Source organism: Candidatus Binatia bacterium (genome assembly GCA_023150935.1).
Lineage (GTDB): Bacteria > Desulfobacterota > Binatia > HRBIN30 > HRBIN30 > JAKLJW01.
The window spans coordinates 51,308-75,777 of the sequence record JAKLJW010000019.1 but is presented as its reverse complement, the minus strand read 5'-3'; the positions used below and the strand labels follow the sequence as shown (position 1 = coordinate 75,777).

Annotated in this window: 19 protein-coding genes; 1 reads left to right on the top strand and 18 read right to left on the bottom strand. The window is 65.2% G+C overall.

What is annotated here, in order from left to right:
* Window positions 1-40: 40 nt before the first annotated feature.
* The 10 genes from L6Q96_12785 to L6Q96_12740 form a co-directional block, all read right to left on the bottom strand.
* Window positions 41-1,450, bottom strand: coding sequence for an MBOAT family protein (locus L6Q96_12785; GenBank protein ID MCK6555436.1), 1,410 nt, complete (start codon window positions 1,448-1,450; stop codon window positions 41-43).
* 3 nt (window positions 1,451-1,453) lie between these two features.
* On the bottom strand, window positions 1,454-2,965 hold the full coding sequence (locus L6Q96_12780; GenBank protein MCK6555435.1) for a hypothetical protein: 1,512 nt from the start codon (window positions 2,963-2,965) through the stop codon (window positions 1,454-1,456).
* A 48-nt stretch (window positions 2,966-3,013) separates the two neighbouring features.
* Complete coding sequence (locus L6Q96_12775) at window positions 3,014-4,693, bottom strand: glycosyltransferase family 39 protein (GenBank protein MCK6555434.1); 1,680 nt, start codon at window positions 4,691-4,693, stop codon at window positions 3,014-3,016.
* A gap of 196 nt (window positions 4,694-4,889) precedes the next feature.
* Entirely contained in the window at window positions 4,890-6,287 is a 1,398-nt protein-coding gene (locus L6Q96_12770; protein ID MCK6555433.1) for a sulfatase-like hydrolase/transferase, read from the bottom strand.
* Window positions 6,284-7,456 (bottom strand): glycosyltransferase, encoded by a 1,173-nt coding sequence (locus L6Q96_12765; GenBank protein MCK6555432.1) that lies wholly within the window; start codon window positions 7,454-7,456, stop codon window positions 6,284-6,286. Before L6Q96_12765 ends, L6Q96_12770 begins: the two co-directional genes overlap by 4 nt.
* A complete protein-coding gene (locus L6Q96_12760; protein ID MCK6555431.1) occupies window positions 7,453-10,596 on the bottom strand; it encodes a right-handed parallel beta-helix repeat-containing protein in 3,144 nt (1,047 codons plus the stop codon). Before L6Q96_12760 ends, L6Q96_12765 begins: the two co-directional genes overlap by 4 nt.
* 7 nt (window positions 10,597-10,603) lie before the next feature.
* Window positions 10,604-10,732 carry a DUF5989 family protein gene (locus L6Q96_12755; protein MCK6555430.1) on the bottom strand — a complete coding sequence of 43 codons (129 nt, stop codon included), beginning with the start codon at window positions 10,730-10,732 and terminating at the stop codon, window positions 10,604-10,606.
* A gap of 50 nt (window positions 10,733-10,782) precedes the next feature.
* The gene (locus L6Q96_12750; protein ID MCK6555429.1) at window positions 10,783-11,976 is read right to left on the bottom strand and encodes a hypothetical protein; all 1,194 of its coding nucleotides are present in this window, start codon (window positions 11,974-11,976) and stop codon (window positions 10,783-10,785) included.
* Window positions 11,977-11,985: 9 nt separating this feature from the next.
* On the bottom strand, window positions 11,986-13,767 hold the full coding sequence (locus tag L6Q96_12745; GenBank protein MCK6555428.1) for a carbamoyltransferase: 1,782 nt from the start codon (window positions 13,765-13,767) through the stop codon (window positions 11,986-11,988).
* Window positions 13,768-13,771: 4 nt separating this feature from the next.
* Window positions 13,772-14,992: a glycosyltransferase gene (locus L6Q96_12740; GenBank protein ID MCK6555427.1), complete on the bottom strand. Its 1,221-nt coding sequence runs from the start codon at window positions 14,990-14,992 to the stop codon at window positions 13,772-13,774.
* Between the two features lie 172 nt (window positions 14,993-15,164).
* Here L6Q96_12740 and L6Q96_12735 point away from each other — a divergent pair, with 172 nt between their 5' ends.
* Complete coding sequence (locus L6Q96_12735; GenBank protein MCK6555426.1) at window positions 15,165-16,514, top strand: oligosaccharide flippase family protein; 1,350 nt, start codon at window positions 15,165-15,167, stop codon at window positions 16,512-16,514.
* Between the two features lie 3 nt (window positions 16,515-16,517).
* Here the strand turns inward: L6Q96_12735 and L6Q96_12730 are convergent, their stop codons facing one another.
* From L6Q96_12730 to L6Q96_12695, 8 genes are all read right to left on the bottom strand, one after another.
* A complete protein-coding gene (locus L6Q96_12730) occupies window positions 16,518-17,699 on the bottom strand; it encodes a hypothetical protein (GenBank protein ID MCK6555425.1) in 1,182 nt (393 codons plus the stop codon).
* Window positions 17,696-18,361 (bottom strand): hypothetical protein, encoded by a 666-nt coding sequence (locus tag L6Q96_12725; GenBank protein ID MCK6555424.1) that lies wholly within the window; start codon window positions 18,359-18,361, stop codon window positions 17,696-17,698. The genes L6Q96_12730 and L6Q96_12725 overlap by 4 nt, the downstream gene beginning before the upstream one ends.
* 22 nt (window positions 18,362-18,383) lie before the next feature.
* The gene (locus L6Q96_12720; protein ID MCK6555423.1) at window positions 18,384-18,641 is read right to left on the bottom strand and encodes a phosphopantetheine-binding protein; all 258 of its coding nucleotides are present in this window, start codon (window positions 18,639-18,641) and stop codon (window positions 18,384-18,386) included.
* 62 nt (window positions 18,642-18,703) lie between these two features.
* On the bottom strand, window positions 18,704-19,660 hold the full coding sequence (locus L6Q96_12715) for a ketoacyl-ACP synthase III (protein ID MCK6555422.1): 957 nt from the start codon (window positions 19,658-19,660) through the stop codon (window positions 18,704-18,706).
* A 37-nt stretch (window positions 19,661-19,697) separates the two neighbouring features.
* Window positions 19,698-20,687, bottom strand: coding sequence for an NAD-dependent epimerase/dehydratase family protein (locus L6Q96_12710; GenBank protein ID MCK6555421.1), 990 nt, complete (start codon window positions 20,685-20,687; stop codon window positions 19,698-19,700).
* Window positions 20,684-21,757, bottom strand: coding sequence for a Gfo/Idh/MocA family oxidoreductase (locus L6Q96_12705; protein MCK6555420.1), 1,074 nt, complete (start codon window positions 21,755-21,757; stop codon window positions 20,684-20,686). Before L6Q96_12705 ends, L6Q96_12710 begins: the two co-directional genes overlap by 4 nt.
* 34 nt (window positions 21,758-21,791) lie before the next feature.
* The gene (locus L6Q96_12700) at window positions 21,792-22,802 is read right to left on the bottom strand and encodes an NAD(P)-dependent oxidoreductase (GenBank protein ID MCK6555419.1); all 1,011 of its coding nucleotides are present in this window, start codon (window positions 22,800-22,802) and stop codon (window positions 21,792-21,794) included.
* Window positions 22,803-22,845: 43 nt separating this feature from the next.
* The gene (locus L6Q96_12695; GenBank protein MCK6555418.1) at window positions 22,846-24,357 is read right to left on the bottom strand and encodes a sugar transferase; all 1,512 of its coding nucleotides are present in this window, start codon (window positions 24,355-24,357) and stop codon (window positions 22,846-22,848) included.
* Window positions 24,358-24,470: the final 113 nt, after the last annotated feature.

Below are 24,470 nucleotides of genomic sequence, written 5' to 3'. Positions count from 1 at the left end.
GCGTTCCCTTCCCTCGATCACTTTATTTCCGCCGCGCGAACTAGAACTGGAAGTAGATAAACGGAACTTCCTTGCCGCCGTATAGAATCAGCGCAAGGCACGCCGTAGCGTAAGCCGGCGATTGCACCCACCACGGCAGCCTCAGAAAAACGACGTGGTCGTGAGTAAGGTACTGCGGCACGTCAATTAGCAGGACCGCGGCGCCGACGACGAACGGTAGGATGCCGACGGCAGTCAGGTCCGAGCCCGAGAACACGCCGAGAACGTACGCGAACGCTATGTCGACACTGGCGGCCCGAAAGAATACCCACGTGAGCGTGACCAGATGGAATGTCACGATCACCAGTGCCACCTGCTGCACGAAGCGCAACAGAGGACGCGCGTGCAGCGGCTCGACCACGCGGCCGATGCCGAGCCGGCGCTCGACAGCCAGATAGAGCCCGTTCAGTCCACCCCAGACCACGAACGTCCAGTTCGCACCGTGCCACAGCCCACCGATCAGCATGGTGAGCATCAGGTTGCGATACGTCCGCCACTCGCCCAGCCGGTTCCCGCCCAGGGGCACATAGAGGTAGTCGCGCAGCCAGGCCGACAATGAGATGTGCCAGCGCCGCCAGAACTCGGTGATCGATTGCGACAGGTAAGGCTGATTGAAGTTGATCATCAGCCGTACCCCGAACAGCTCACTCACCCCCCTGGCGATGTCCGAATATCCCGAAAAGTCGCCGTAGATCTGAAACGCGAAGAGATACGCGCCGCGCAGCAACTCGCCGGCGCTCCGACTGGCGGGATCGGCAAAAATGCGATCGACATCGTCGGCCACCGTATCGGCGATGAGTACCTTCTTCGCAAACCCCAGCATCATCAGCATCAGTCCTATATTCACCCGTTCCGCGGTCACCGGCCGCGGCTGCAGGATCTGGGGAAGCAGATGGGTAGCGCGCTCGATCGGTCCGGCGACCAACTGAGGAAAATACGCCACGTACAACGCGAAGTCCCAGAAGTGGCGCGCCGGCTCCATCTCCCGCCGATAAATGTCGATGGCGTAAGACATCGATTGGAACGTGTAGAACGAAATCCCTACCGGCAAGATAATCGACAGCGTCCACGGCGAGGCATGCAAGCCGACCGCATTGAGGGCCGTCATGGCGGACTGCACGAAGAAGTTGAAGTACTTGAAGATCCCGAGGATGCCGAGGTTGATGCAAATCGCCACCGTGAGGATGATCTTACGCCGCCCCGGGTCGCGGGTGTCGTACATCAAGTGGCCGACCGTATAGTCGACCGTCGTCGTCAGAAAGATGAGACTCAGGAAGCGCCAATCCCAGGACCCGTAGAAGTAATAGCTCGCGACGAGCAGAAACGGGTTGCGCCAGCGCGCCGGCAGTACCGCAACCCCGAGCAGGACAATAGGCAAGAAGAGGAGGAAATGAATCGAATTGAACAGCACTGCTCACGCCCCCCGTCCGCTGCGGCGCTCGCGATCCGCGCGCGCGGATTTCAACATATCGGCGTAACGCGGACCGAGCTTGATCCCACCGACGAAGTTCGGGTGGTGCCAGTCGTTGAAGTCCTCCGCCGGCAACGCACCCCGGAGATCGTAAAAGCGCACGTTCGGATAGGTCGTGGCCAACCCCTCGAAGAACTGCACGTAGGCGCGGTAATACGGCGTCGACTCGTAGTCGCGCAGTAGCCACGGACTCTCGGGCGTGTTGACCAGAATCACCGTCACGCCGCGCTCGGCCAGCGACGCCACCAGGCGCTCGACCTCGGCATATTCCCCGGTCGGCTGGAACACCTCGTCGCGAATGTGCAGCTTCGCATCGCGATATGACCGGAACCGCTTGCCGAAGGCATTCGGTGCGTTCAGCACCTCCTGCCAGCGGACCGCGAAGGCCTCGCCGAGCTTGTCGCCCATGCGCAGGAACGGTTGAAGTTCGCCGTCCAGGTAGGGCGGATAACGGAACTGGGGCCGCGCACCGTTTTGCGACGCGACTGGCGGCACCTCACGCAAGCGCACGGCGAGGAGACGCGGATCTTCGCTGCCGCCGCCGGCCCGCGGGCTCCAGACACTGTCGGCGACGACGTCCAACACCGGCGCACCCCCGGCCGGCACATCTATGATCGCGCGCTTCCATCCCGGATCGACTTCGACGCGCTCGGCGGCGCTCCGCCCGCCAAGGGAGAACCTCAACGTCACGCGCCCGCGCTGCGCGATCCAGTGGGGGTCCACGTAATACTCGACGACCTCCGGCCGGCCCGCCGTTACCGGCAGCCCGAAACGCTGCGCGGTATGGCCGTCGGCGTACACACCGTACGCGCCGCGCGGGGGCCGGCTGCGGCTCCACTGCAGGACAGCACGCAGGTGTCCGCCGGCCGCCGCATCGATCTCCTTACGGTACCGGTACAGATTGCTCGCCGATGCCGCCGCCAGATCGAGCTTGTCGCCGAGCGTCGGCAGAGCGTCGTAACGCGTCGTCAGTACCGCCCACGGCGGCAGTGCGTCGCGCACCGCCTTCCGAAAGCCCCGCTCGAAGCTCGGGTTGAGGAAGTCGAGCAGATTGAAAGTGAAGACCACGACGTCGGGTTGCATCCGCGCGCCCTGGGCCTCGAACAGGAGTCTGTAGTCCGTGGGCTTGATCCCCGGCTTCATGAGACGGTGGACTTCCATTCCCGGTTCGACCGCGTCGAGAAGAGACTGCACCTGGTACGCGTCGAAGGAACCCGACACCGAGCTGCCGAAAGCAACCACCCGCAGCGTGCCGGGCGGCTTCGGGGCGTAGAGCCTCTGCAGGTCGATGTGAAACTGGTAACCCCAGTCACCCATCCCGGTGAGCTTCGGAATCTGCCAGAACCAGAGGTTGAAGGTCAGATCGAGCACCAGCAGCAGGAGCGGGATCGGCAACCACACCTTCCACACGTTGGCGTATCGCGGCTTCCCCTCGTGCGGTTCCGGCGCCGTCACCTTCGCCTCCTGAGACGATTGTCTTGGCATCCGATCCTCTGACCGCTTTCAGCTATCGACCCGGCCGTACACCGAGATGGTTGGGCACAGGCTGGTGATGCGCACCCGCAAGAGCATCGGGGTTTGCGAGAACTGCGCCAGCCGGCGGTACGGCAACCGCTCCTCTTCCAGAGCGCTCAGCAGGGCAGCCGCGGGCGGCGACTCGACCAGTAAGGTGTTGCCCTGCCGCCAGTCTGGATTCCACCGGTGCGTGATCCCCTTGCGCGCCGCCGAACTCAGGATCACCGCCGCCGGCCGCCGGGCCGCGATGCCTTCGAGGGACCGGTCGCGCAACGCTATCGTCGTGCCCAGACCATCCAGCCGCGGCAGGTACACCGGCTTCTGATAGGTCTCGATCGACGCCGGCGAGAATCGCCGCGCCGCAATCCACGTCTCGGCCGCGTATCGCGAGTCGCGACTCAGCAACAGGTCGAGCTCGATGCCGCGTGCGAGCGCCAGCGCCATCAACGCCGCGACCACCACTCCGCCGGAGCGCGGGCGCGCGGCGACGACCGCCGCGCACAGGGCCGCCGCCGACACCGCTAACAGCATCTGCAGCGGCAACGTGTAACGCAGCATGATCAGATCGTGGGTGCGCAACGACACGAAATAGTAAGCGACCACCGGCAGCAACAGCCGCAAACGGGCCCGCGGTCGGGCCACCGCCACGAACGCGAGGCCCGCCAGCGCCACCGCCAACAGCGGCAACCCCAGACTGCTCTCCAGGGCGTCGCCCGCCTGGCGCAAGTATTGCCATTCCTTGGCCGCACCCTTGAAGAGGGCGAACTCCACCGGAGTGAACCGGGCCGTCACGCCCGGCACCTCGCGCCCGGCGAGATTCAGAAAACGATTCACGGCCCCCTGCGGATTGACCATGACATTGCTCGCCAGCGCCATCGTGATTACCGCCGCCGCCAGACCTGTTCGTGTCCCCGTATTCCACACCGACCGCCAGGCACGCACCCAGAGTGCCGTCGAGGCCGGCTGTGCGCGCCAGGCGTAGACGGCAATCAGCGCGGCGTACGCCAGCAGCAGCGCATATCCCTGCTCCTTGGTCGCCATCGCCATGGCCGCGGCAATTCCGACGACGACGAACGCCCAGCGCCTCTTGCTTTCCTCGGTCGCCACGATGGTGGCCCACAGTCCCAGGGTCAGCCAGAAAAGGTACGCGGCGTCCAGATTCGTCGTGTGCGCATAGTAAATCACCGGGTATGCGGTCGCCGTAAACCAGGCTGCCAGGATCCCGGCCGAACGTCCCAGGAGCCGCCGCCCCATGCCGTAGACGCATGCCACCGTACCGAGTGTGAGCAGCACACTGAGTCCTCGCCCGAGCATCGCCAGGGCGTACAGAGCGGCCTCCGGGTCGGCAAACCCGTATGGGTACGCGCTCTGCGGGTGCTCCCACTGCCCCGTCACCTTCAGCCAGGTCAAGTAGGGAGCGTACGTGGCGAGTAGAAGAAGCGGATAGCCGAGGGGATACTTGAAATAGAACCAGCCTGAGTTCCACGCGCCGAAAGAACGCCGTGCAATGCTCAGGACCGTCAACGGACCAAGCGCATCCGCGGCCCATGAGTTGTTGCCGTTGGGCAGCCCCCAATCGAGCTGGTAGAGCCCCAGCGCAGCCGTAACGGCCAGCACAGCCAACAGCCACGGGTCGCGGCTGCCGCGCACCTCGATCTCCGCTCCCACACTTCACTCCCGTTCCCCGACCCCGCCCTAGCAGGAAGTCGAACGACTCCCGCCCTGCGCCTCGAGACGGCCTCTGGGACACCAGGACATCCTTAGCTCGACCGGTATCGGAGATGAGTTCGTTGATGTTCTTCCATCCGCCCCAGAGGCGGCTGGCATCGTTTTCATCGATGTCCTTCGATTCCCGACCATCCCACTAGAGGCCCGCGGTACCGGCAGCGCGATCGCTTCCCCGCCGTCCGCGCGGCGTCCCCGACACCGCATCCTCGGCGCCGTGGAAGTCGAACTTCTCGACCGAGGCGAGCCAATCGAACAATCGCTCGCGCAGCGCTTCGGCCTCGGCTCCGTAAGACTCGATCAAATTGGCGCTCTCACCCGGATCGGCCTGCAGGTCGAAGAACGCATTGCACTCGTCGGAGCGCCACACGTACTTGTAACGGCGCGTGCGGATCGCCTTCTCGCGCACGTCGAGACCGCGCACGTCCAGACCGGGGAACTTCCGCAGTAAGCCCGTTAACCTGGGGCGGTAACGTTCGGCGACCGCGAAATCCGGCCCGCGCGTAGCGCGTCCCCGCTCCAGCAACGCGTGTCCGTGCAGGCCCTCCGGAGGCTCCACGCCGGCGAGCCTTAGAATAGTGGGCATCAGATCGATCGACTGCGCCACCTCCTCGCTGACGAACCCCTGCGGTACTCGCCCCGGGCAGCGCAGAATCAGCGGAACCCTGAGGACACTGTCGCTCAGGTCGAGGTTATGCCCGACGCGACCGTGCTCGCCCAGACTCTGCCCGTGGTCCGCGGTAACCACGAACAAGGTGTCGTCCCACCACCCCCGAAGTTGCAACCACGCGGCAATCTCCTCCAGCCGCATGTCGATGTAGCGCAGGGCCGCATCGTACAGGGCCGCAAACACCGACCAGTCGGCGCCGGTAAGGCTTTCCGGATCGGCCGCAAAGTGGAGGATTTCACGGTTGACCGATCGCACCTGCGCCGAGGCCACCGTGCGGGTGAGAAAGTGGCGGTCATACGGATGCGGTAACCTGAAAGGGGCCTGCGCTTCGTTGTAATGCACGAAGGCGAAGAACGGGCCTTGCCCCCCCTCGACCCACGCCTCCAGAGCCTCGTTAGTCCGTCTTGCCCCGGCGTCGTCCCGGCGCAGAAGTCGATCCCCGGCACGCCGGCCGTAGGAGATAGCTCTTCCGGCCAGACGGCCGGCCGGTCGCTGCGTGACGAACACGTCGAAACCACGATCGAAACCGGTCTCCGGGCTCACAGCCGGGTTCGTGCAAAACGCAGCGGTGCGGTAGCCGGCATCACGCAGGCACTCGGCCAGCACCCGCGGTTCGGCGCGCAGACGCGGACGCTCGTCGCTGACGCCGTGCGTGACCGCGTGCAGGCCCGTGAACAACGACGCGTGCGCCGCCAGCGAACCCGGGGCCGTCGCCACAGCGTGCGTGCAGCGCACTCCCTCCCGCGCCACTCTGTCGAGAAACGGCGTGGTCTCGCGCGCGTAGCCGTAGGCCGAAAAGTGATCCGCCCGAGCGGCATCGATGACGACGAGTACAACGTGGGGACGATCGCTCTTACGCTCGGTCATGCCGCCACCCGCTCCTCTCCGGCCAACACTCCGGCGCGACGCGCGAGCAAGCTTTCGTAAAGCCTCTCCATCTGTCGCACCATGGCGTGGGCCGAGTAACGCTCCTCGACTATGCGCCGTCCAACCCGACCCATCGCGCGCGCCTGCGCCCGGTCTTTCGTCACGACGGCGATCGCGGCAGCAAGCGCCGCGGGGTCCTGCGGCGGGACGAGCAAGCCGCTGCGGCCGTGATCGACCACCTCAACGGTCCCTCCAACCGCCGTCGCCACTACCGGAATCTCCGTCGCCATCGCTTCCAGGATCGCGTTCGACATGCCCTCGCCACGAGACGACGACACCAGCAGGTCGATCGCACCGTACACCTCGGGCATGTCAGACCGCCGGCCCAACAACGCGATCTCTCCGTCGAGCCCGATCTCGCGGACGAGCGCGCGCAACGAATCGTCCATGACCACCTCGCCGATGACCACTGCGTACACCTCGGGGTGCTCGCGCCGCGCCAGGGCAACCGCCCGCAGGAAGTCCTCGACACCCTTGACGGCGCGGGAGCGGGTCACAGACCCAACCAGACATCTATCCGCCGGCAGTCCGACCCGCTCGCAAAACGATCCCGCACCGCGGGGCCGGAAACGGTTCGTATCGATGCCGCTCGGAATCACCGTCATCTTGTCGAGCGGGCAGCCCTCGTTGGCGTGAACGAAGTCGCGCACCGCGTTGGCGTTCACCGTCACCCGATCCGCGAGGTAATTGCCGATTTTGGCCGCCATCAACTTGGCGCCGCGGCGTTCGTGGCAGCCTCGTTTGCTGCACAGCACAACCGGCACCCCGGCGAGGCGGGCGCCGATCGAACCGGCGAGATTGGCGCGCAGCAGATAGTTGTGGACGATACCCGGGCGGTGATCTCGGAAGGCCCGGCGCAATCTGGCGACTCGGGACAAGAGGCCGAATCCCTTGAAGGTCGCGCCGGCGCCGGGTGTAAACACCGGAACGTCGAGGGCACGAACTTCGTCGAGCAACGCACCGTCATTGCCGAGGCAGTACAGGGCCGGCGCAAACCGGTCCCGGTCGATGAGACGAAACACCTGCATCAGGTGCGTCTGGCTACCGCCCACACTCATCGACTTGATGACGTACGCAAGGCGGTGCGGTCCCGGTCCGCGGTGAGTCATGGGCGATAGTGGTAACCGAGATCCACCGGGCCGACGTCCGGTCGTCCGTCCGTTCGCGTGGTCGTTCCCGTCAGACCCGCGTCGGCGACATCGACCCCGCCGGCGTCCACGGCTGGGCTCGTGACGCTCTGCCCGGACGTACGCTGACTGAGTCGAAAATCGCCCGCCGCCGGGTCGACGAAACCTGCGGGGCCAAGGATGTCTCGCACTCCAACCGGGGTACCCGGACCGTACGGATCCGCCGATTGATTGAAGTTGCCGACGAAGCCGGGCAGCGAGAGCCTGTTCACCTGCAAACCCGCAGTACCATTGCCCTGAAAGACGTTTCGCAGGACGACGCCGTCGATCGAAGGTGGTTTCAAGTCGCTGCCACCAAGAAGGAGGCCGCGGTTGCCATTCGCATAAAAGGTATTGTTCAGGACGCGTGCCTTTGGCGAACCACTCGATTCACCGCTCACCAGCACGCCCGTCGACCGGTTGCGGACCACAAGGTTGTTCCAAATCATCGGCGAGTCGGAGTCGAGAATCGTTGCGCCGTCGCCGAGGTTTCCGCTGAGCGTGCATCCCCCAATTACCGGCCCTTCGGCAGCGACGATCTGGAGGCCGTTGTCGGCATTATCAGCGATGCTCGTGTCCTCGACTACTACGGTCTTCGCCTTGTCTACCGTGATGCCCTTCCCCTGATTGCCTGTCACAACGCCGCGCACCACATCCAGAGTGCCGCCGGTCTGCCGCACCCCGTCCCGGCCGTTGTCGCACACCCGCACGTCCGTCAGCGCAAGATCGGTATCGGTGACGTCAATCCCTGCAAGGGCGTGTCCGCAGATGGGTATCGCCGTGACCGTAACCGCCGTGCGCCCGGGCTCTACCGCATCCACGTAAGCCTGGACCCCACGACCGCCGGTCGCAGCGATTTCCCCTCCGGCAATCGACACAACGCTCGACACTACCTGCACACCGGCGTTCTCGTGATCTCGCACCAGGACATCGCTCAACGTTCCGGTCGATAGCTTACTGAACCGCACGCCGCCGTCGCGGCTCCCCGACACGGTACCGCCGGTCATCGTGAAATCGCTCTGCCAGACCAACACCCCATTGTCGGAGTTGTCGATCACATCGGTGTCGACCAGCGACACCCTGGATCCCAGAGCCGCCCATATGCCGCTATCGCGGTTACGACGAACCACGCTGCTGCTCACCTGCGCATCGCTGCCCTCGATCAGCAGGCCCCGCGACCCGTTGTCCTCGATCGTGACAGCCTGGACGCTACAGCGGGCGGCACCGTCGACGTAAATGCCCCGGCGCGTATTGCCGTAGATGCGGGAACCGACGACCTGCAACGTACCGGCACTCTGCCGCAACCCGTCACGGCTCCCGGTCACGGTGCACCCGGTCAAGGATACGGAGCTCTGCCACGCCACTACACCGTTATCGGCATTGTCGGTGACGACCGTGTCTGTAAGCGACACGGTCGACCCAACCAGTGCCCAGAGGCCGCTGTCCGGGTTCCGTCGAATAACGCTACGAAGGACGCCGACCTCGCTGCTCTCAATCTGCAAACCGCGCGATCCATTGTCCTCGATCGTCGTGGCCTCGACCCGAACGCCCGTTGCGCTCTCCACGTACACACCCCGCCGGGAGTTGCCATAAATGCGGCACCGGCGGATTACCACGTCGTATGCACCGTCACTGATCTTGCCGGCACTAAACCCGCTTCGGATCTCGACACCATTTTGCGAAGCGCCGGTAATCGCTAAACCATCGAGGGTCACGTGCGCCCGACCGACAAGACGAAACGCCTGACTGAACCCGGTGGCATCAATCACCGCCCCCGGGCGCCCCGTGAGCACGATTGCCCGCCCCGAGGTGCCCGAACTGGCGGGAGTCAGGTCGCCCTCGGCGTACAGGCCCGGCATCAACACGATACGGTGCCCCGGTCGTGCGATCTCTAACGCTCGTGCCACTGTCCGCACGCCGGTCGCGGCCGTGCGCCCATCGTTCTTGTCCGCGCCGCGGTCGACATCCACGTATATTGGTTTTAGGCGCAGGAAGCGCTCGGGTTGCACGGGCACCTCGTCGAAGTTCCCGTAGTGATACCCGGCATCGACATATCCCGTGTCGGGTCGCTTGTCGGTTCTCGTACTGGCGCGGTTCAGTTTGAGGAAGATGGAACGACTCGACCCTGCGTCGATCGCCGGGCTCTTCTTGGGCTGTCCGGAGGCCGGATTGCCGAGGTGGAAATCGTCGTCAGCATACCCGATCCCCCCGAGGACGCCGTCCACACCGGCCGGGTTGACCAACAGGGGGTCCGCCATGACGTCGGTGACATCTGTCGGGGTCCCGGATGCCACCCGGTCGCCGACGACATTGCCGGCACTCAGGTACCCCTCCCTTGCGACCGCATTGACTTGAATCCCCCCAAAACGGTTCTCCGCCACAATGTTATTCAGCACCCTCGCGTCGGGCGACTCCAAGCGGGCACCGGCCAGGAAGATGCCGCGGTTCAGGCTCCCGTACACCGTGTTGTTGACGATGCGAACCCCCGGGGAACCATCCGTGTTGCCACCCACGAGGATTCCAGACCGCCCATTGTTATAGACGAGGTTGTTGAAGATCGTCGCGTTCTGGGAATCCTGGACGTAGATTCCGTTTCGTCGATTGTTGCACACGATGTTATTGACAATCACAGCCGCGTGGGAACCGCTCTTCACGTAGATACCTTCCCCCGCTCCATGCACGACGAAGCCGTCGATGCGCACTGCTATCTTTCCGTTCAACTCGAACCCGGTACTTCTGTCGGAGGCGTCGAGAACCACGTCTCCGGGAGGATCTCCCACCAGGGTGCCGCGGCGGTCGGCAACGAAACCGACATGCCCGAAGGCCCCCGGTCTGACATCGCCCTCGACGTAGACTCCCGGGCCTACGATTATGTCGTCGCCGGGCTGGGCAATTGCCGCCGCGCGCGTGATCGTCCGCAATGCGGTCACCGGCGACCTGCCTTCCTGGGCATCATCGCCGCCGACCCGGACGTACAACGTCGCTGCCGCGGCGGGTCCGGGACTCACCGGGGCAAGCAAGGCGAGCAACAACCCCGCCCGACCGACCCAACTCGGGCCGGTGATGCCAAGCCCGTAACCCACGCGACTCCTAGAACAAAGTGTAGATAAACGGCCCAAGTGCCGAGCTCTGCGCGGTCACCATCAGGCCGCCGAAAACCAGCAGCACGAAGACCATCGGAATGAGCCACCACAGGCGCCGTTGCCACAGGAAGCTCATCAACTCGCTGGCAATGCCAAAACGGTGCTTGATGCCTTCGGTGAGTTGTTTCACGATTCCGTCCTCCCTCTCGCCGGCGGCACCAACCGATGCCGCTCGATAAAGTTTGCCATCTCTTCGGCCCCGAGCCGGTGGCCCGCAACCGTCCAGTGCCCGTCGCGCGGAAAGTGCAGCGGCTCGCTACCCTCCGTCGCCGCCGCCCGGAACACCGGCGCCATCGCCAGGCACGGCACGCCGCGTGCCGCACACCACTGCTCGACCCGCCGCTGCGGCCCGTCGAGATCCCACTGCCGCCCCTGCATCCCCGGATTGGCCGCAACGATCTGCGCCCACGACTCGGGGTACACCTGATCCCGCGTCGACAGAATCACCACCGCGAAACCCGCCCCCGCCGCCACCGACGATGCCCGCAAGCGCTCGAGCAGCGACTCCGTGCGACCCCAGGCGTCCGCCCACTCCGCATCGACACTCGCCGCATACACGCCGTAGTCCACCGGTACCCCGTCGCGCAGCCGCGCCGGGCGCAGCGCGTCGCGCCGCACCAAACCCCTCTCGGCCAGCGTCTGCGCCAGCGCCGGGTGCCGCAACAACACGAGCTGCCGCACGTACTCGTAAGCGTGCGACCCCAGGCGGCCGCCGACCTCGCGCTTGCGTCTGCCATGACCCACCCGCTCGAGGGTACCGTCCGCGGCGTAGACCGGAGGCAACGTGTCCTCGAGAGTCGGACTGTTGTTCTTCACGTCGTTGCCCGGATAGAACGCCAACAACACGAGGTCGGGCGCCAAGCGCCGGCCGTCGCGCTCGAAGTACAGCGCCTCGCTCGCCGTGCCGTAGCCGCTGACCCCGGCACTGAGCACCTCAGTTCGCGGGGTTCTACCGTCGCGGTTGAGCCGCACTTCGAGCTGGCGCGGGAAGATCGCCTCCATAGGTACGTGCAGGGCCTCGACGAACGAGTCGCCAAGCACGAGCACGCGCACCGTGGCGGGCGGCTTCGCCTCAGGACGTTCAACGTCGCGCCGGCCGGCGGCGTTGATCTGCACCGGCACGACGAACTCCCGCTCTTCCTGTGTCCACCATCCCGACGCGCCGGCGACCAACCGCACCCCCAGAAGCGGGTCCGGCTCCCAGAAGCGATCCGGCACGAGCCGCATCCAACGCACGCCGAGCTCGACGGCGAGGAACGCCATGAGGAGGCCGCCGCCGGCCAGTACCGCCGCCGCCAGAATTTCGCGTAACCGCGGCACGAATCCTCCCTAAGCCTCCTTGCGGATCACGCAGTTGCCGAGTACCAGCGCATCCATACCGCTGCGCGAAAAAGTGCTGAACGCGTTTGCCGGCGTGTTGACGATCGGTTCGCCCTTCAGATTGAAGGAAGTATTGAGAATCACCGGAACGCCCGTGGCCTGTCCGAAGCGCTCGATGAGGTCGTAGTAGAGCGGGCTCTCCTTCCTGTGCACGGCCTGCAGGCGCGCCGTGTTGTCCACGTGAGTGATCGCCGGCAGCACCTCTCCCTGCCCGGGCTTGACGTCGACGACGTACAGCATAAACCGCGCCGGGTAGTGCAGCGGCGCGTCAGGCAGATCGAAGTAGCGTTCCGAGGCCTCGGCCAGCACCGACGGCGCAAACGGCCGGAACGGCTCGCGGAACTTGATCTTGATGTTGACGATTTCCTTCATGTCGTGGCGCCGCGGGTCGGCAATAATGCTGCGCGCTCCAAGGGCGCGCGGCCCCCACTCGAACCGTCCCTGAGACCAACCGACAACGTGCCCTTTTTGCAGCTCCTCGACTACCGCATCGAGCAGCGCATCCTCCCTGGAGTACACCTGGTGCGGCAGACCGCAGGTGCGGGCGAAATCGTTGATTTCTCCCTGCCCGTATTCCTTGCCCCAGTAAGCGTGCTCCATGACAAAGCTCCGCGGCTTGCCAAGGGCGCAGTGGTACACATACAGGGCGGCACCGAGCGATCCGCCACCGTCACCGGCCGCGGGCTGAATGAAAACCTCCTTTATCGGCGTCTCCTTGACGATCCGGCCGTTGGCAACGCTGTTGAGTGCCACCCCCCCGGCGAGACACAGTCGCGTCAGACCGGTCTCCTTATGGAGCTGGCGCACCATCGCGAGCACGAGTTCTTCCGTGACCAACTGAATGCTGGCCGCGATGTCGGCGTAGTATTGGTTCTGCCGTGCCAGTTCGTCGTATCGCTCTGGCTTCGCGCCGAAATACGACGGGTACCCGGAATCCGGCGTGAAGAACTTCCAGGACGGGTCGCGGGGCTCCCCGAAGAGCTCGACGAACTTGCGATTGAAAGTCCGCGTCGACGAGTGGTGAAACGAGAAATAGCTCATGTCGAGCCAGAAACTGCCGTCGGGCTCGAGCTTGATGAGCTGCCACACCTTGTCGACGTACTTGGGCTTGCCGTAGGGCGCCATGCCCATGACCTTGTACTCGCCCTCGTTGACCTCGAAACCGAGAAAGGCAGTGAAGGCGCTGTACAGCAGGCCCACGGAGTGCGGGAAGTGGATCTCGCGTGTCAGCTTAATTTCAGTGCCGCGGCCGACGCCCATGGTGGCGGTAGCCCATTCGCCGACACCGTCCACGGTCAGAATGGCCGCCTCGTCGAACGGCGAGCAAAGAAACGCGCTGGCGGCGTGCGACAGGTGATGTTCGCTGAACAAAATGCGCTCGGCGGGAATGCCAAGCTCCTGCCGAATGATGTTCTTCACCCACAACTTGTCGAGGAGCCACGTCGTCATGGCATCGCCGAAAACCTTCCATGACTTGGGCACGACCTGCAGCGCGGTGGTGAGGATGCGCTCGAACTTGACGAACGGCTTTTCGTAAAAGACCACGTAGTCGACGTCCTGAACGTCGATGCCCGCGGTTTCGAGACAGTAACGAACGGCCAATCGCGGAAAATCGAAGTCGTGCTTCTTTCGACTGAAGCGCTCCTCCTCCGAGGCCGCAACCAGCTGCCCGTCGACCAGCAGCGACGCGGCGGAATCGTGGTAGAAACAGGAAATCCCGAGAATTCGCATGGTGTCAGTGCCCCTTCGTGAGCTGTTCGTAGATCGCGCACGTCTCGGCAACGTGCCTCGGAAGATTGAATCGCTCGCGCGCCCAGCGGCGTGCCTCTATACCAACTCTGCTTCGCAAGTCGGCGTCGCGCAACAACGGAATGAGCCGCTCGGCGAGGGCGGCCGGCTCGCCCGGCGGGGTCAGAAACCCCGTCGTACCGTCCGCGATCAGCTCCGGCACGCCACCGGCCGCCGTCGCCACCACCGGTTTGCCGAGCAGCATGGCCTCGAGAATAACGCGGCCGAAAGGCTCCGCGCGTACGGACGTGTGCGCGACCACGTCGAGTGCGTTCATTACGTCGGGCACATCGCGACGGAATCCCGTGAAGGCGATCGACTCGCCCAGTCCGAGCTCGGCGATGCGCGCTCGCAGGGCATCCCCGTACTGCGCCCCGGCACGATGCACCCCACCGATAATCAACGCGCGGGCGCGCGGTACCGCCTCGACGACGCGGGCCATGGCCTCGACGAGCACCGCCTGCCCTTTCCACTCCTGTATGTTACCGACCACCCCAACGCACGGCGAACCGTTGGTAATGCCCAGCTCTGCCCGGACCGCTCCCGGTTCCCGCCGTGGCACAAAACCCTGTTCGTCCAGCGCGTCATAGACAACGTACATGCTCCGGCCGATCACACCGAGTCGCCGGCAATGTGCATCGACCGCCTGGGTCATGCTGACCAGGGCATCGACCCGCGGTGCGATCCTTCGTTCCCGGTCCGTGAACTTCTCGAAGCCCTTGACGTGAACCAGACACGGCGTCCGCGTCATCATGCAGGCGAGAACGCCGTCGAAATTGGCGCGCAGACCGTTGCCGAGATGAACCACATCGGCACGAAAGCGGCGAATTATCCGGGCCAGGCGCAGTGCGGTGGGCATCTCTTCGATCGCGAGGCGCAGGGTCTGGCGCCCCAACGCCAGAGCCGAGCGCACCGGCTGCCACGACTTGGCCTGGCGGTAGCCCTCGTAGCGCAGCAGCGCATGCTCCTTCTCGACTCGCCGCCGAGTCACGTAGAACACCGGCACGTCCAACCGCGCCAGGTCATCCTCGATACCCTTCGGCTCGTACAGGACCATACCCGATGCAAAGCCCGTGCGGTCCATCCCACGGATCAGGTGGTACAGACCGGTCAGCGAACCGCCAAGCACGCCCCCGGTCGAAGCTTCGACAAACAACACCCGAATCATGGCTCTTCTCTCACTCTGGCCGCGTGTACGACCACGCACTCTCTTCCTTGCAAGCGATGCAGGGGTCGGTTATGCGAGGGCTTCTCGCATCCATGAACGTCCCTCGCCCAGTCGATCCCCGCCATCGCCCCGGCAACGCCACGCGGTAGCCGGCCACCGAACGAGAACTCGCTTGGCACACCGTCGTCTCTCGCGCGACATCCTCGGGGTGTTCGGCACCCGCGCCGTCTGGTCGCTCCTCGGCATCGCCACCGGCGTGATACTGGCTCGCATTCTCGGGCCCCACGACCGCGGCATCCTCGCTCTGGTACTGCTCGTCCCGTCGACCGTGGTGACCCTGGTGAAGCTGGGCATGACCCAGGCCAACGTGTACTTCATCAACCGCGAGCGCATTTCGCCGGTGCAGGTGGCATCGAACGCCACCGCGCTGGCTATTGTGCTCGGCCTGACGGCCGCCACGATCGTCTGGCTGGCCCGGGGCGGTCTCTTCGAAACCGTGCTGCGCAACGTGCCCACGTGGGCGCTCGCCTTCGCCCTGATGCGGGTGCCGCTCATGTTGCTCGACGACTACCTCTACGGGGTCCTGCAGGCGACCGGTCGCTTCCATGTGTACAACACCCGATTGCTGGTCAGCGAAGGACTGCGGTTCGTCCTCGTGGTCGTGGCCCTTCCAATACTGGGCTTCGGCTTGTTCGCCGCCGTCGCGATCCACACCTTCACGACGGTGCTCAACGTCACGTGGCTCGTCGTAACGATGCGGCGTGTCATCCCGTTCACGCTGCGCATCGACCCGCCGCTCCTGCGCCGGCAACTGACCTTCGGTGTCCAGTCCTACGCACAAACACTGACTTCCCACATGCTTCTCCGCGCCGACGTTTACCTGGTATCTTACTTCCTCGGCCCCGCCGAGACCGCCTTCTATTCGCTGGCGCTGCGCTTCACCGAACTGGTCCTCGAAATCCCGCAGGCCGTTGGCGTCGTCCTGTATCCGCGCCTGGCCTCCTTGCCCGAAGAGCAGATTCATCGGCTCACCGCCCAGGCGTGCCGGCGCACTCTCTTGCTCACCGGGGCGCTCGTGATTCCGCTCGTGCTGTTAGGACCAAGTATCATCGTGCTGTGGTACGGCGAGGCTTATGCCCCCGCGGGAAGGCCGTTGCTGTGGGCCGGCATCGGCGCGCTGGCCCTGTCCGTGTTCGTCATCCTGACCCGCGACTTCACCAGCCAGAACCGCCAGCGGGTCAACATTGCCGCCGGCGTCCCGGCATTGGGATTGAACATCCTGCTGAACTTCCTCCTCATCCCGTCTCTCGGCATTGTCGGCGCCGCGATGTCGACGGCGATTTCGTACTCGATAGCGTGCGGCATCCTGCTCGTCGCGTTCCTTCCGCGGGCGGGAGTCTCCTTGCGCCAGGTGCTGGTTGCCGACACCGACGATCTCCGGTTCTTCGCCGGCCTGATCCGCGGCGCCGCCCGCCGCGCGCGCCGCAGAATGCCCCCCGCGCCCACCGATTCGGAGGTCTGAGGCTCACCGCGAAGTATCCATCCCCTCGGTAAAGATTGCCGTTACGTACCAGGGCTCCGGGTTATCCGCGTCGCTCTTGTCGAGCACCAGCATCTCGTCGAACAGCCGCGAGCCGTACCGATCGAGCAGCCGCGCCTGCACCGGAAAGCGCCGGCGCAAGACCCGGTGCAATGGAGTGTCCACGGCGAGAGTCGTCAGGACCACGGAATCCGCCCCCGGATCGAGCGTATCCAGGCAACTAACGGCGGCAGTGAAGTCCGCCTCCCCGTATGCTCCCACGACGATGTCGTCGACGTAGAGCGCGGATGCTCCTTCCAGCACATGTCGATGGCCGATGATCACCGCAGCAAGTCGACCCCCTCGCCGCACCGTCCAGGTCCGGCAGCGCAGGTGAGGATTGTCGGCAAACCGCCATCGCAGGAAGGCCGGGGATCGGTCGATGGTCATCGGGTAACCGTCGCGGGCGCGCGCCCAGAACGCCTCGTACTCGCCCCCGAGAGCGTCGACGTTCTCCACCTCCTGGACTATTACCCCCGAGCGCCCGCGCAGACCGCGCCTCAGCCGCTGTGCAACACCTACGGTGCGAGCGGCGGCGCCGAGCGCCACCTCGGGCACCCGCAAGCCCAGCGCCCCGCTACCGCGTCGCAGCAACGCTCGCAGGTACAGCGGCCCGCTGCGGGGAACGTACACGACCCATCGACCCGCCGTCGAATACCCGAGGCGCTCCCGCAAACGGCCCGGTCCGGTCGAGTGTATCGTGTATACGACCCGCAAAGACTCCAGGGTCTCGGCCAGTGCCCTCTTTTCCATTCCGGGATAGAACACCTTGGTCCGAAAAGCCGGGTCGATAATAGTGTTTTCCGTACGCCCTCCGGGAACCGTGACGCCGCGGCACACCATCGGCGTCGGGACGATGGCATGGTGACCGACGATCCGCCGCGATACCGCTTCGGTGATCGTCCACACCAGCGCCGGTCCACCCGGCCCTGCGAAGAACTCCCAACGGTGCGCCGCCAGCGAACGGTCCTTGCCCGTGAAGCCGTTGTAGAACTGGTTCACCTCCGACGCCCGCGTGCCGTGCTCGCGCGCGAACACGAACGCCCGGTCGGCCCGCGGGGCGGCAGCGGTCGCCGGCACCTCCCCACCGGCGACCGCCACCGCTGCGGTCGTCGCGTCCGCCTTCACGCGACCTCCCTTACGGCACGGTAACAAATGCGAAACTCTGTGCGGACATGCGGCGCGGTCACCGCCATACGGTTGATCGTCCAGACCTCACGATCGCGCTCCTGCACGGAGACGTTGTCGATACGTACGGCATACTCGGCATCCGCGTGTTGCAAGGCCACGCCGTCGAGCCCCTTCAGATACAGGAACTGGATGCGCTTGAGGGGCGCACCAAAACCGACTGCCTTCTCGTGTACTCGTTTGTTCGCTCCTACCATGGCCCGAACGAAGTGCTCCCGCGGCCGCCCCCCCGGGAAGACGAACTCGCCACACAGGTCGCCCCCTACCGTCACGACGCGGTAATACGACTCCTCGTCGTAGTCTTCCCGGCGGGTTGGCCGGCCTTCGTCGTAGTAGCAGACGTGGAGGCGCGACCCCGGGCGCTGGGCAACGAAGCTCGCGTGCGCTCCGTCCTGATCGTCCAGCGGTTCGTCTGCCAGCCTGAAGCGGCCGTTACCCGTGCTCTCGCGCTGCAGCTTGAAGGACGCGATCGTCGTCCCCTCCAACCACCGAGGTCCGATGACTTCGTCGGCCAACCGGAGGATGGCGTTCAAGATGCTGCCGCCCTGCACATAGTCACGGGCACCGAGCTTTGGCAGATCGCTGGCGACTTCGTGGATCATGCGGTCCCGAACCGGTTCCGGGTCAATTCGCGGCGGACTGCCTTTCGGCGAGATGCGCCACGAGGCGATCGAACTCCCGCAGGCCTTCGCCTTCGAAGGTCTCGTCCGCGATCTTCACTCCGAAGGATTCCTCGACGTTGAACAGGAACTCGATCTGGTCGAGCGAATCGAGGCCGAAGTCCTCGAATATGTCCGCCCCGGGCGCGTACTGCGGCGGGGTTTCCAACATCCGCGACAGAATGGTCAGCAGTTGATTGCGCACCTCGATCTCACTTGCCATTTACGAATTCCTCCTGACTGCCCGGCGCGGCGCTCGATTGCTCCAGGTTCCGCCGCATCGACTCAGCTTCGCAACACGACGGACGCCCATGCCAGGCCGGCTCCGAACCCGCTCATGAGCATCGTCCGGGGCAGCGGCCCACCGCCGTACATTACCTCGTCGAGAAGCAACGGGATCGACGACGAGACCGTGTTGCCGATGAGCCGCAGGTTTGTGGGCACCTTTTCCGCCGGCAGCCCCAGGTCTTCGAGCAATCCCCGCAAGAGCCACGCACTCGCCTGATGGAACAAGAACAGGTCGATTGCCTCGAGCGTCAGACCGTTGATCGCCGCGCAGGCTCGGATGTTCGGCGGGGCCTCGGTCTTGAGCAGCTCGTAGATACTGCGGCCGTCGAGCCGCAGTACCTCGGCGGCACCGTCTATCTTCGCCGTACCGCTGTTCGGAACTATCAAGGCGTCGTACTTGCCGCCGTCGTTCCCGAACGCGCTCTTGCAGATCGACAGGCGGCCGCCGCGCTGCACCACCGTTACCGTCGCTGCATCTCCGAACAACGCCACCGTCGTACGATCCTCTGGATCGATGATCTTGCTGTACGGGTCGGCGGTGAAGACGAGCGCCTTGTCGACCCCGAGTTCGGTCATCAAGGCCTTGGCGGTCACGATCGACGCCACGTAGCCCGAGCAAGCCAGCGCGATATCGAAGGCCAGCATCGACTTAGGAAGCCCGAGCCGATGCTGCACCAGGCTCGCGGTATTGGGGATCTTGAAGTCCGGATTCTGCGTGCAGAACAGCAGCAGCCCAACGTCCTCGAAGCCTTCCCCGGGACAGCGCGTCCGAAGCCGCTCGAAGGCCCGAACCGCCATGTCGCTGGTACTTTCGTCCGGCGCCGAGATGCGGCGAATCTCGACACCCACCTTGTCTTCGAGAAACCCCGGCTTGAAACCCAGTCGGGCGCGGAGGTCTGCCGAGTGCAACGTGCCCTCGGGGAGATAGCAGGCGACGTCACGAATCCCGATCATGGGCGATCATTCCCTTCGCGCGCTGGCGCCAACGGCGCTACGCGGCTGCCGGCGCGTTGGCCAACGTCCGGATCGACTCGAAGGTGCGGCGCAATCCTTCGTGGACGGGCACCGCGGGACGCCAGCCGAGCACCTGCTCGGCACGGGAGCAGTCGTACCAGGCGCGGTCGGTGGCCCGCCGCACCTGATGGTAGGTTACCGGCGATCGGCGCCGCACCAGGCGTAAGCCGCGTTCGGCGACCCCGGCCGCAAGCGCAACGGTACCGACCGGGAGAAAAACCGGGCGCCAGACTTCTCCCGACGCCGCCCGATACAGCGACACCAATTCGTTCTGCCGGATGTTCTCGTCCACGATCGTGAAGGCTTGCCCGATCGCGTCGGGGCAGTGCAGCGCCAACCAGACCGCATCCGCCGTGTTATCGACGTAGGACATCGGCAGGGGATAATTCGGCCGCGCCAGGATCAGTTTCCAGCCCTTCACCGCGAAACTCTGCCGCGCCAGCGGCGGGCGCTTGCCCGGTCCGTAGAGGAGACCCGGCCTCAGCACCACGACCGGCGCACCGGCACGGGCCTCGGTTAGCGCCAGGCGATCGGCGGCGAGCTTCGAGCGGCTGTAGTGACCGCGCGCGTTGGCTTCACTCTCGTAAGGGCTATCTTCGGTAATAGTTACGCCGTCACGATCGACATCGTAAACGCTCAGCGAGCTGATGTGGACGATGCGGCCGACACCGGAGGCGCGCGCCGCGCTGATCACCCGTCGCGTGCCCCGAATGTTAACCTCGGCAAATTCCTCCCACTTGCCGCTCGTATCCACCTTGGCCCCGGCGTGCACGACCGCATCGACGCCCTGCACCGCGGTCGCGATCGACGCCTCGTCCTTGAGGTCTCCCGGACACGGTTCCACGTCGGGCGGCAAACCTGCCCGGCCCGGCCGCACCAGGGCACGCACCTCGACGGCCTCCCGCTGCAGGCGGGCGACGATACTGCGGCCGAGAAAGCCGGTAGCCCCGGTCACGAGCACCTTCACGCCGCCACCTCCGTTGCCGGCCCCCCGGCGCTGGCCCCCGCCCGTTGCCAGATCTGCTCCATAAGCCAGACCGCCTCGCGCGCCTCGTTTGCACTCACCGGCGGGACGCCCCCCGCGGCCAACGCCTCGTACAGGGCACGGAAGTGCAACCCCATCCCGGGATAGTACCGTTGCCTGCCGCGCAGGAATTCGATCGTGTTGACGACGGTCGCCCACACCAGTTGCGTCGCCTCGTCGAGATTAGGCAGTACCTTGCCGACCAGCTTCGGCGTGCGGCGAGTGCGACGGACCAACAGCGTCATGTTGTTGAGATTAACCTCCGCCGTCATCGCGGTCCCGTACAGCGTCAACCGATTCATGAACGGCTGAGTCTGCAAAGAGATCGTCAGGGAGCCGACCGCGGCGGCGCCGCGCACCAGGGCCCGCACTTCACGAAGCTGCCCTGCACTGTCGGCATCGGAGAGGACCTGGATCTCCTGTACCGGGCCGACGAAATTACGCAGCAGATAAGTCGGATGGGGACCGAGGTTGTACAGCATTCCGCCCGGCAGGGCTCGGCTCCAATGCGCCCCGGCAGCCGGGTCGGCCTCGCCCGCGGCGGCGCCCTGAAACACGTCCACACCGACCAGAGCCCCCAACCGCCCCGAGTCGAGCAGGTTGCGCGCCGCCGCGACCACGGGGTCGAACCAGCGATTATGATTGGCCGTCAGCACGCGTTGCCGGCGTTGCGCCGCCGCCAGCATGCGGTCGACTTCCACCACGCTCAATGCCAGCGGCTTCTCGACGAGAACGTGCAGCCCGGCATCCAGCAGTCTGACCGCCAGCGCCACATGCGACGCCGGCGGAGTAACCACGTGCGCCGCGTCGGGGGCGGCGGCGCTCAGCATTTCGTCGATGTCGGCAAAGGTCGGCACCTGCCACCGGGCGGTGAACGTCTCACGGCTTTCGGGGTTGGTGTCGCACGCGCCCACGAAGGTCACGTGCGGCGTCTGCCGCAAGTAACCAGCGTGGACGTGCGCGATCCGTCCACACCCGACCAAACCGACACGCAGGGTGCGCGAAGCACTCATGTTACGGAACGACGCCTGTGGGGAGTACCCCGGCTCAGGCCGAGAGAGTCTGCTGACGGCTGTTACGCTGCAGCTGCTTGACGTTGTGATACACCTCGTCCCCGTAATCGCCGACCTCACCGGTTTCGAGCACGGTGCGCACCTCGCGAATCGCATCATCGACGGTGTGCAGCGGTTGAAAACCAAGCCGATCCCGGATGTTATCGAAACACACCCGATAGCTTCGCCGGTCTTCGATGCGGTCGAAATACTCGACGACCGTGCCCGGCACCTGCTCGACGACCTTGGCAGCCACCTCGCCGACCGTGAAGTTCAGGTGATCGGCCCCGACATTGAATATGCCCCCGGCCGCCACCTCCGATGGTGCGTCGACCGAAGCCAGGAAGGCTTCGGCGGCATCCTGCACGTGAATGTGCGGGCGCCACTGGTTGGCTCCCACGATGCGCACTTTCCCTTCCACCATAGCCCGCGCCGTGATCGTGTTGACCATCAGGTCGAACCGCATCCGCGGCGACAGCCCGCATACCGTCGACAGACGCAGGATCACGATCTCGACGGGTCCGTGCTCGTGCAACAGCACTTCCTCGGACATGATACGCGTGCGCGCATACAGCGAGACCGGGTTGAGGTGCGAGTTTTCGTGCAGCAACTCGCTCCCGTTGGCGCCGTAAACGCTACATGAAGAAGCGAACACCAGGCGCTGCACGCCGGCTTCGCGGGAGCTCTCGAGCAGACATCGCGTCGCCTCGAAGTTGGTCATCAGCGCCTCGCGCGGATCGAGGTCGCACGCGGCATCGCCAACCAGAGCCGCCAGGGCAACGACGGCGCGCACGCCGTTGACCGCCTGAACGACGTCACGGATGTTGCAGATATCGCCGTAGCGCACCTCGACGTTAGGATCGCCACGCAGCTCGGAAATCCCGTGCTCGCCATAGAGAAACTTGTCGAGCACTCGCACTCGGTATCCCTGCCGCAACAGCTTTCGCACCAGGTGCGACCCAATGTAGCCCGCGCCCCCGGTCACCAACACGAGATCGTCTCGCATGCATCCTCCTTCAACGAACCGTTCGCTCCCGCCCGGCCGCCGCCTACGCTTCACAACGCGCCTCGCCGCCCGGGGCGCGCAACGTGGGTCGTTCGACCGTAAAGTTATCCGTGTTCAACAGCTCGCTCAGCGCCGGCAACAACCGGCAGTCCACACCCGAATCGGCGCAGATCTCCGCGATCTCGCGCGCCGCCGGCATATCGATGTCCGACAAACAAACGAAGACGACCTGAACTCCGTTGGCCGACAGTGCCAGCCGCAGTTCGGCAGGCCCACCGAGCACCTTGACGCCGTGAATGCGAGAGCCCCAACGTTCCGGCGAATCGTCGATGCACGCCGTTACGTCATACTCTGCCGCCGGATCGCCGATCAGCGCGCGCAGCAGATGCTCACCACCCGTCCCGGCACCGACCACTATCGCCTTGCGCCGACGCGCGTGCGCCCGCACGCGACCCCGCGCCCGCAGCCGCAGCACGAAGCGCAGACCGCCGAGCATCAGGAACATCACCGCCCAATAGATGACGAACACCGACCGCGGGTGCTGCTGCATGCCGGTCAGGTAGGTAAAGGCCGCGACCGCGACGACACCTGCCGTAACGCCCTTGGCAAGCTGCAGCAGGTCCCACAGGCCAAAGTAGGAAAGGATACCCTGATACGCGCCGAAGTAAGCCAGTGTGGGCGGCATCACCACCGCCGTCAGCGCCAGCGCCTGCCACGTCCAGACGGCCTCCGGCATCCCCCAGTCGAAGCGAATCAGCAGCCCAATGACGTAAGCCGCCATGCAGAACACAAGGTCGGCCGCCATCAGGGCGAAGCGTCGGCGACGACGCCACAGATACTCGAGTCGGAACGCGCCGAATACGGTCGCCCACAAACCGTGCAACAACAACCATATGTCGCCCCAGAATGTCCCTGTGCGCACATACTCCAGGTCGCGCTCCAGCTTATCCGGCAAGATGCGTTCGACGTAATAGCGCTCGGTGTCGCGCAGGCCGTCCGGGTAGTCCTCGGTCTCGTCGCGGCCCATGATCTGGCTCGGACCGACCAGGCCGGGTCGCGCCAACAAGACGTTGCGCTGCATGGGCGTGTAGAACTCGACGAAGTGAGGATCTTCGGGTCGTGGACCAATCAGGCTCATCTCCCCGCGCAGGACGTTCAACAACTGCGGGAGCTCGTCGAGCTTGGTCCAGCGGAGGTACTGACCGACGCGGGTGATCCGCGGGTCGCGCTTGGTCGTCAGGCGCGAGCCCATCATGTATGCCCCGTCGACCATGGTGCGGAACTTGTAGATCCGGAAGAACGTGCCGTTGCGACCCGCGCGGCGCTGCCGGAAGAACACCGGCCCGCGCGAATCCAGCTTGATCAGCGCCGCAACCGCAGCAAACACCGGCAGCAGCAGCGTGACCCCGATTAGCACCAGCACGAAGTCGAGAGCGTGTTTGGCCACCTCGCCGAGGGGCGTGATCTTCCGCTCGAAGCGGGATGCGTTTTCCCCTGCTGCGCCGGCTTGCGCCAGTGTCAGGTCCTGATCGGGAACTCGAGCATATGCCTGCATGGTGTCCTGACCGCTTCCCGTCGGTCGCAGGCCCCGACGCGGATTGTGAGAGTGAAGACCCCGGGGGGCGGGAGTGCCGGTGGGCACCCGCCCCCGTCAGATCGACCTCAGCG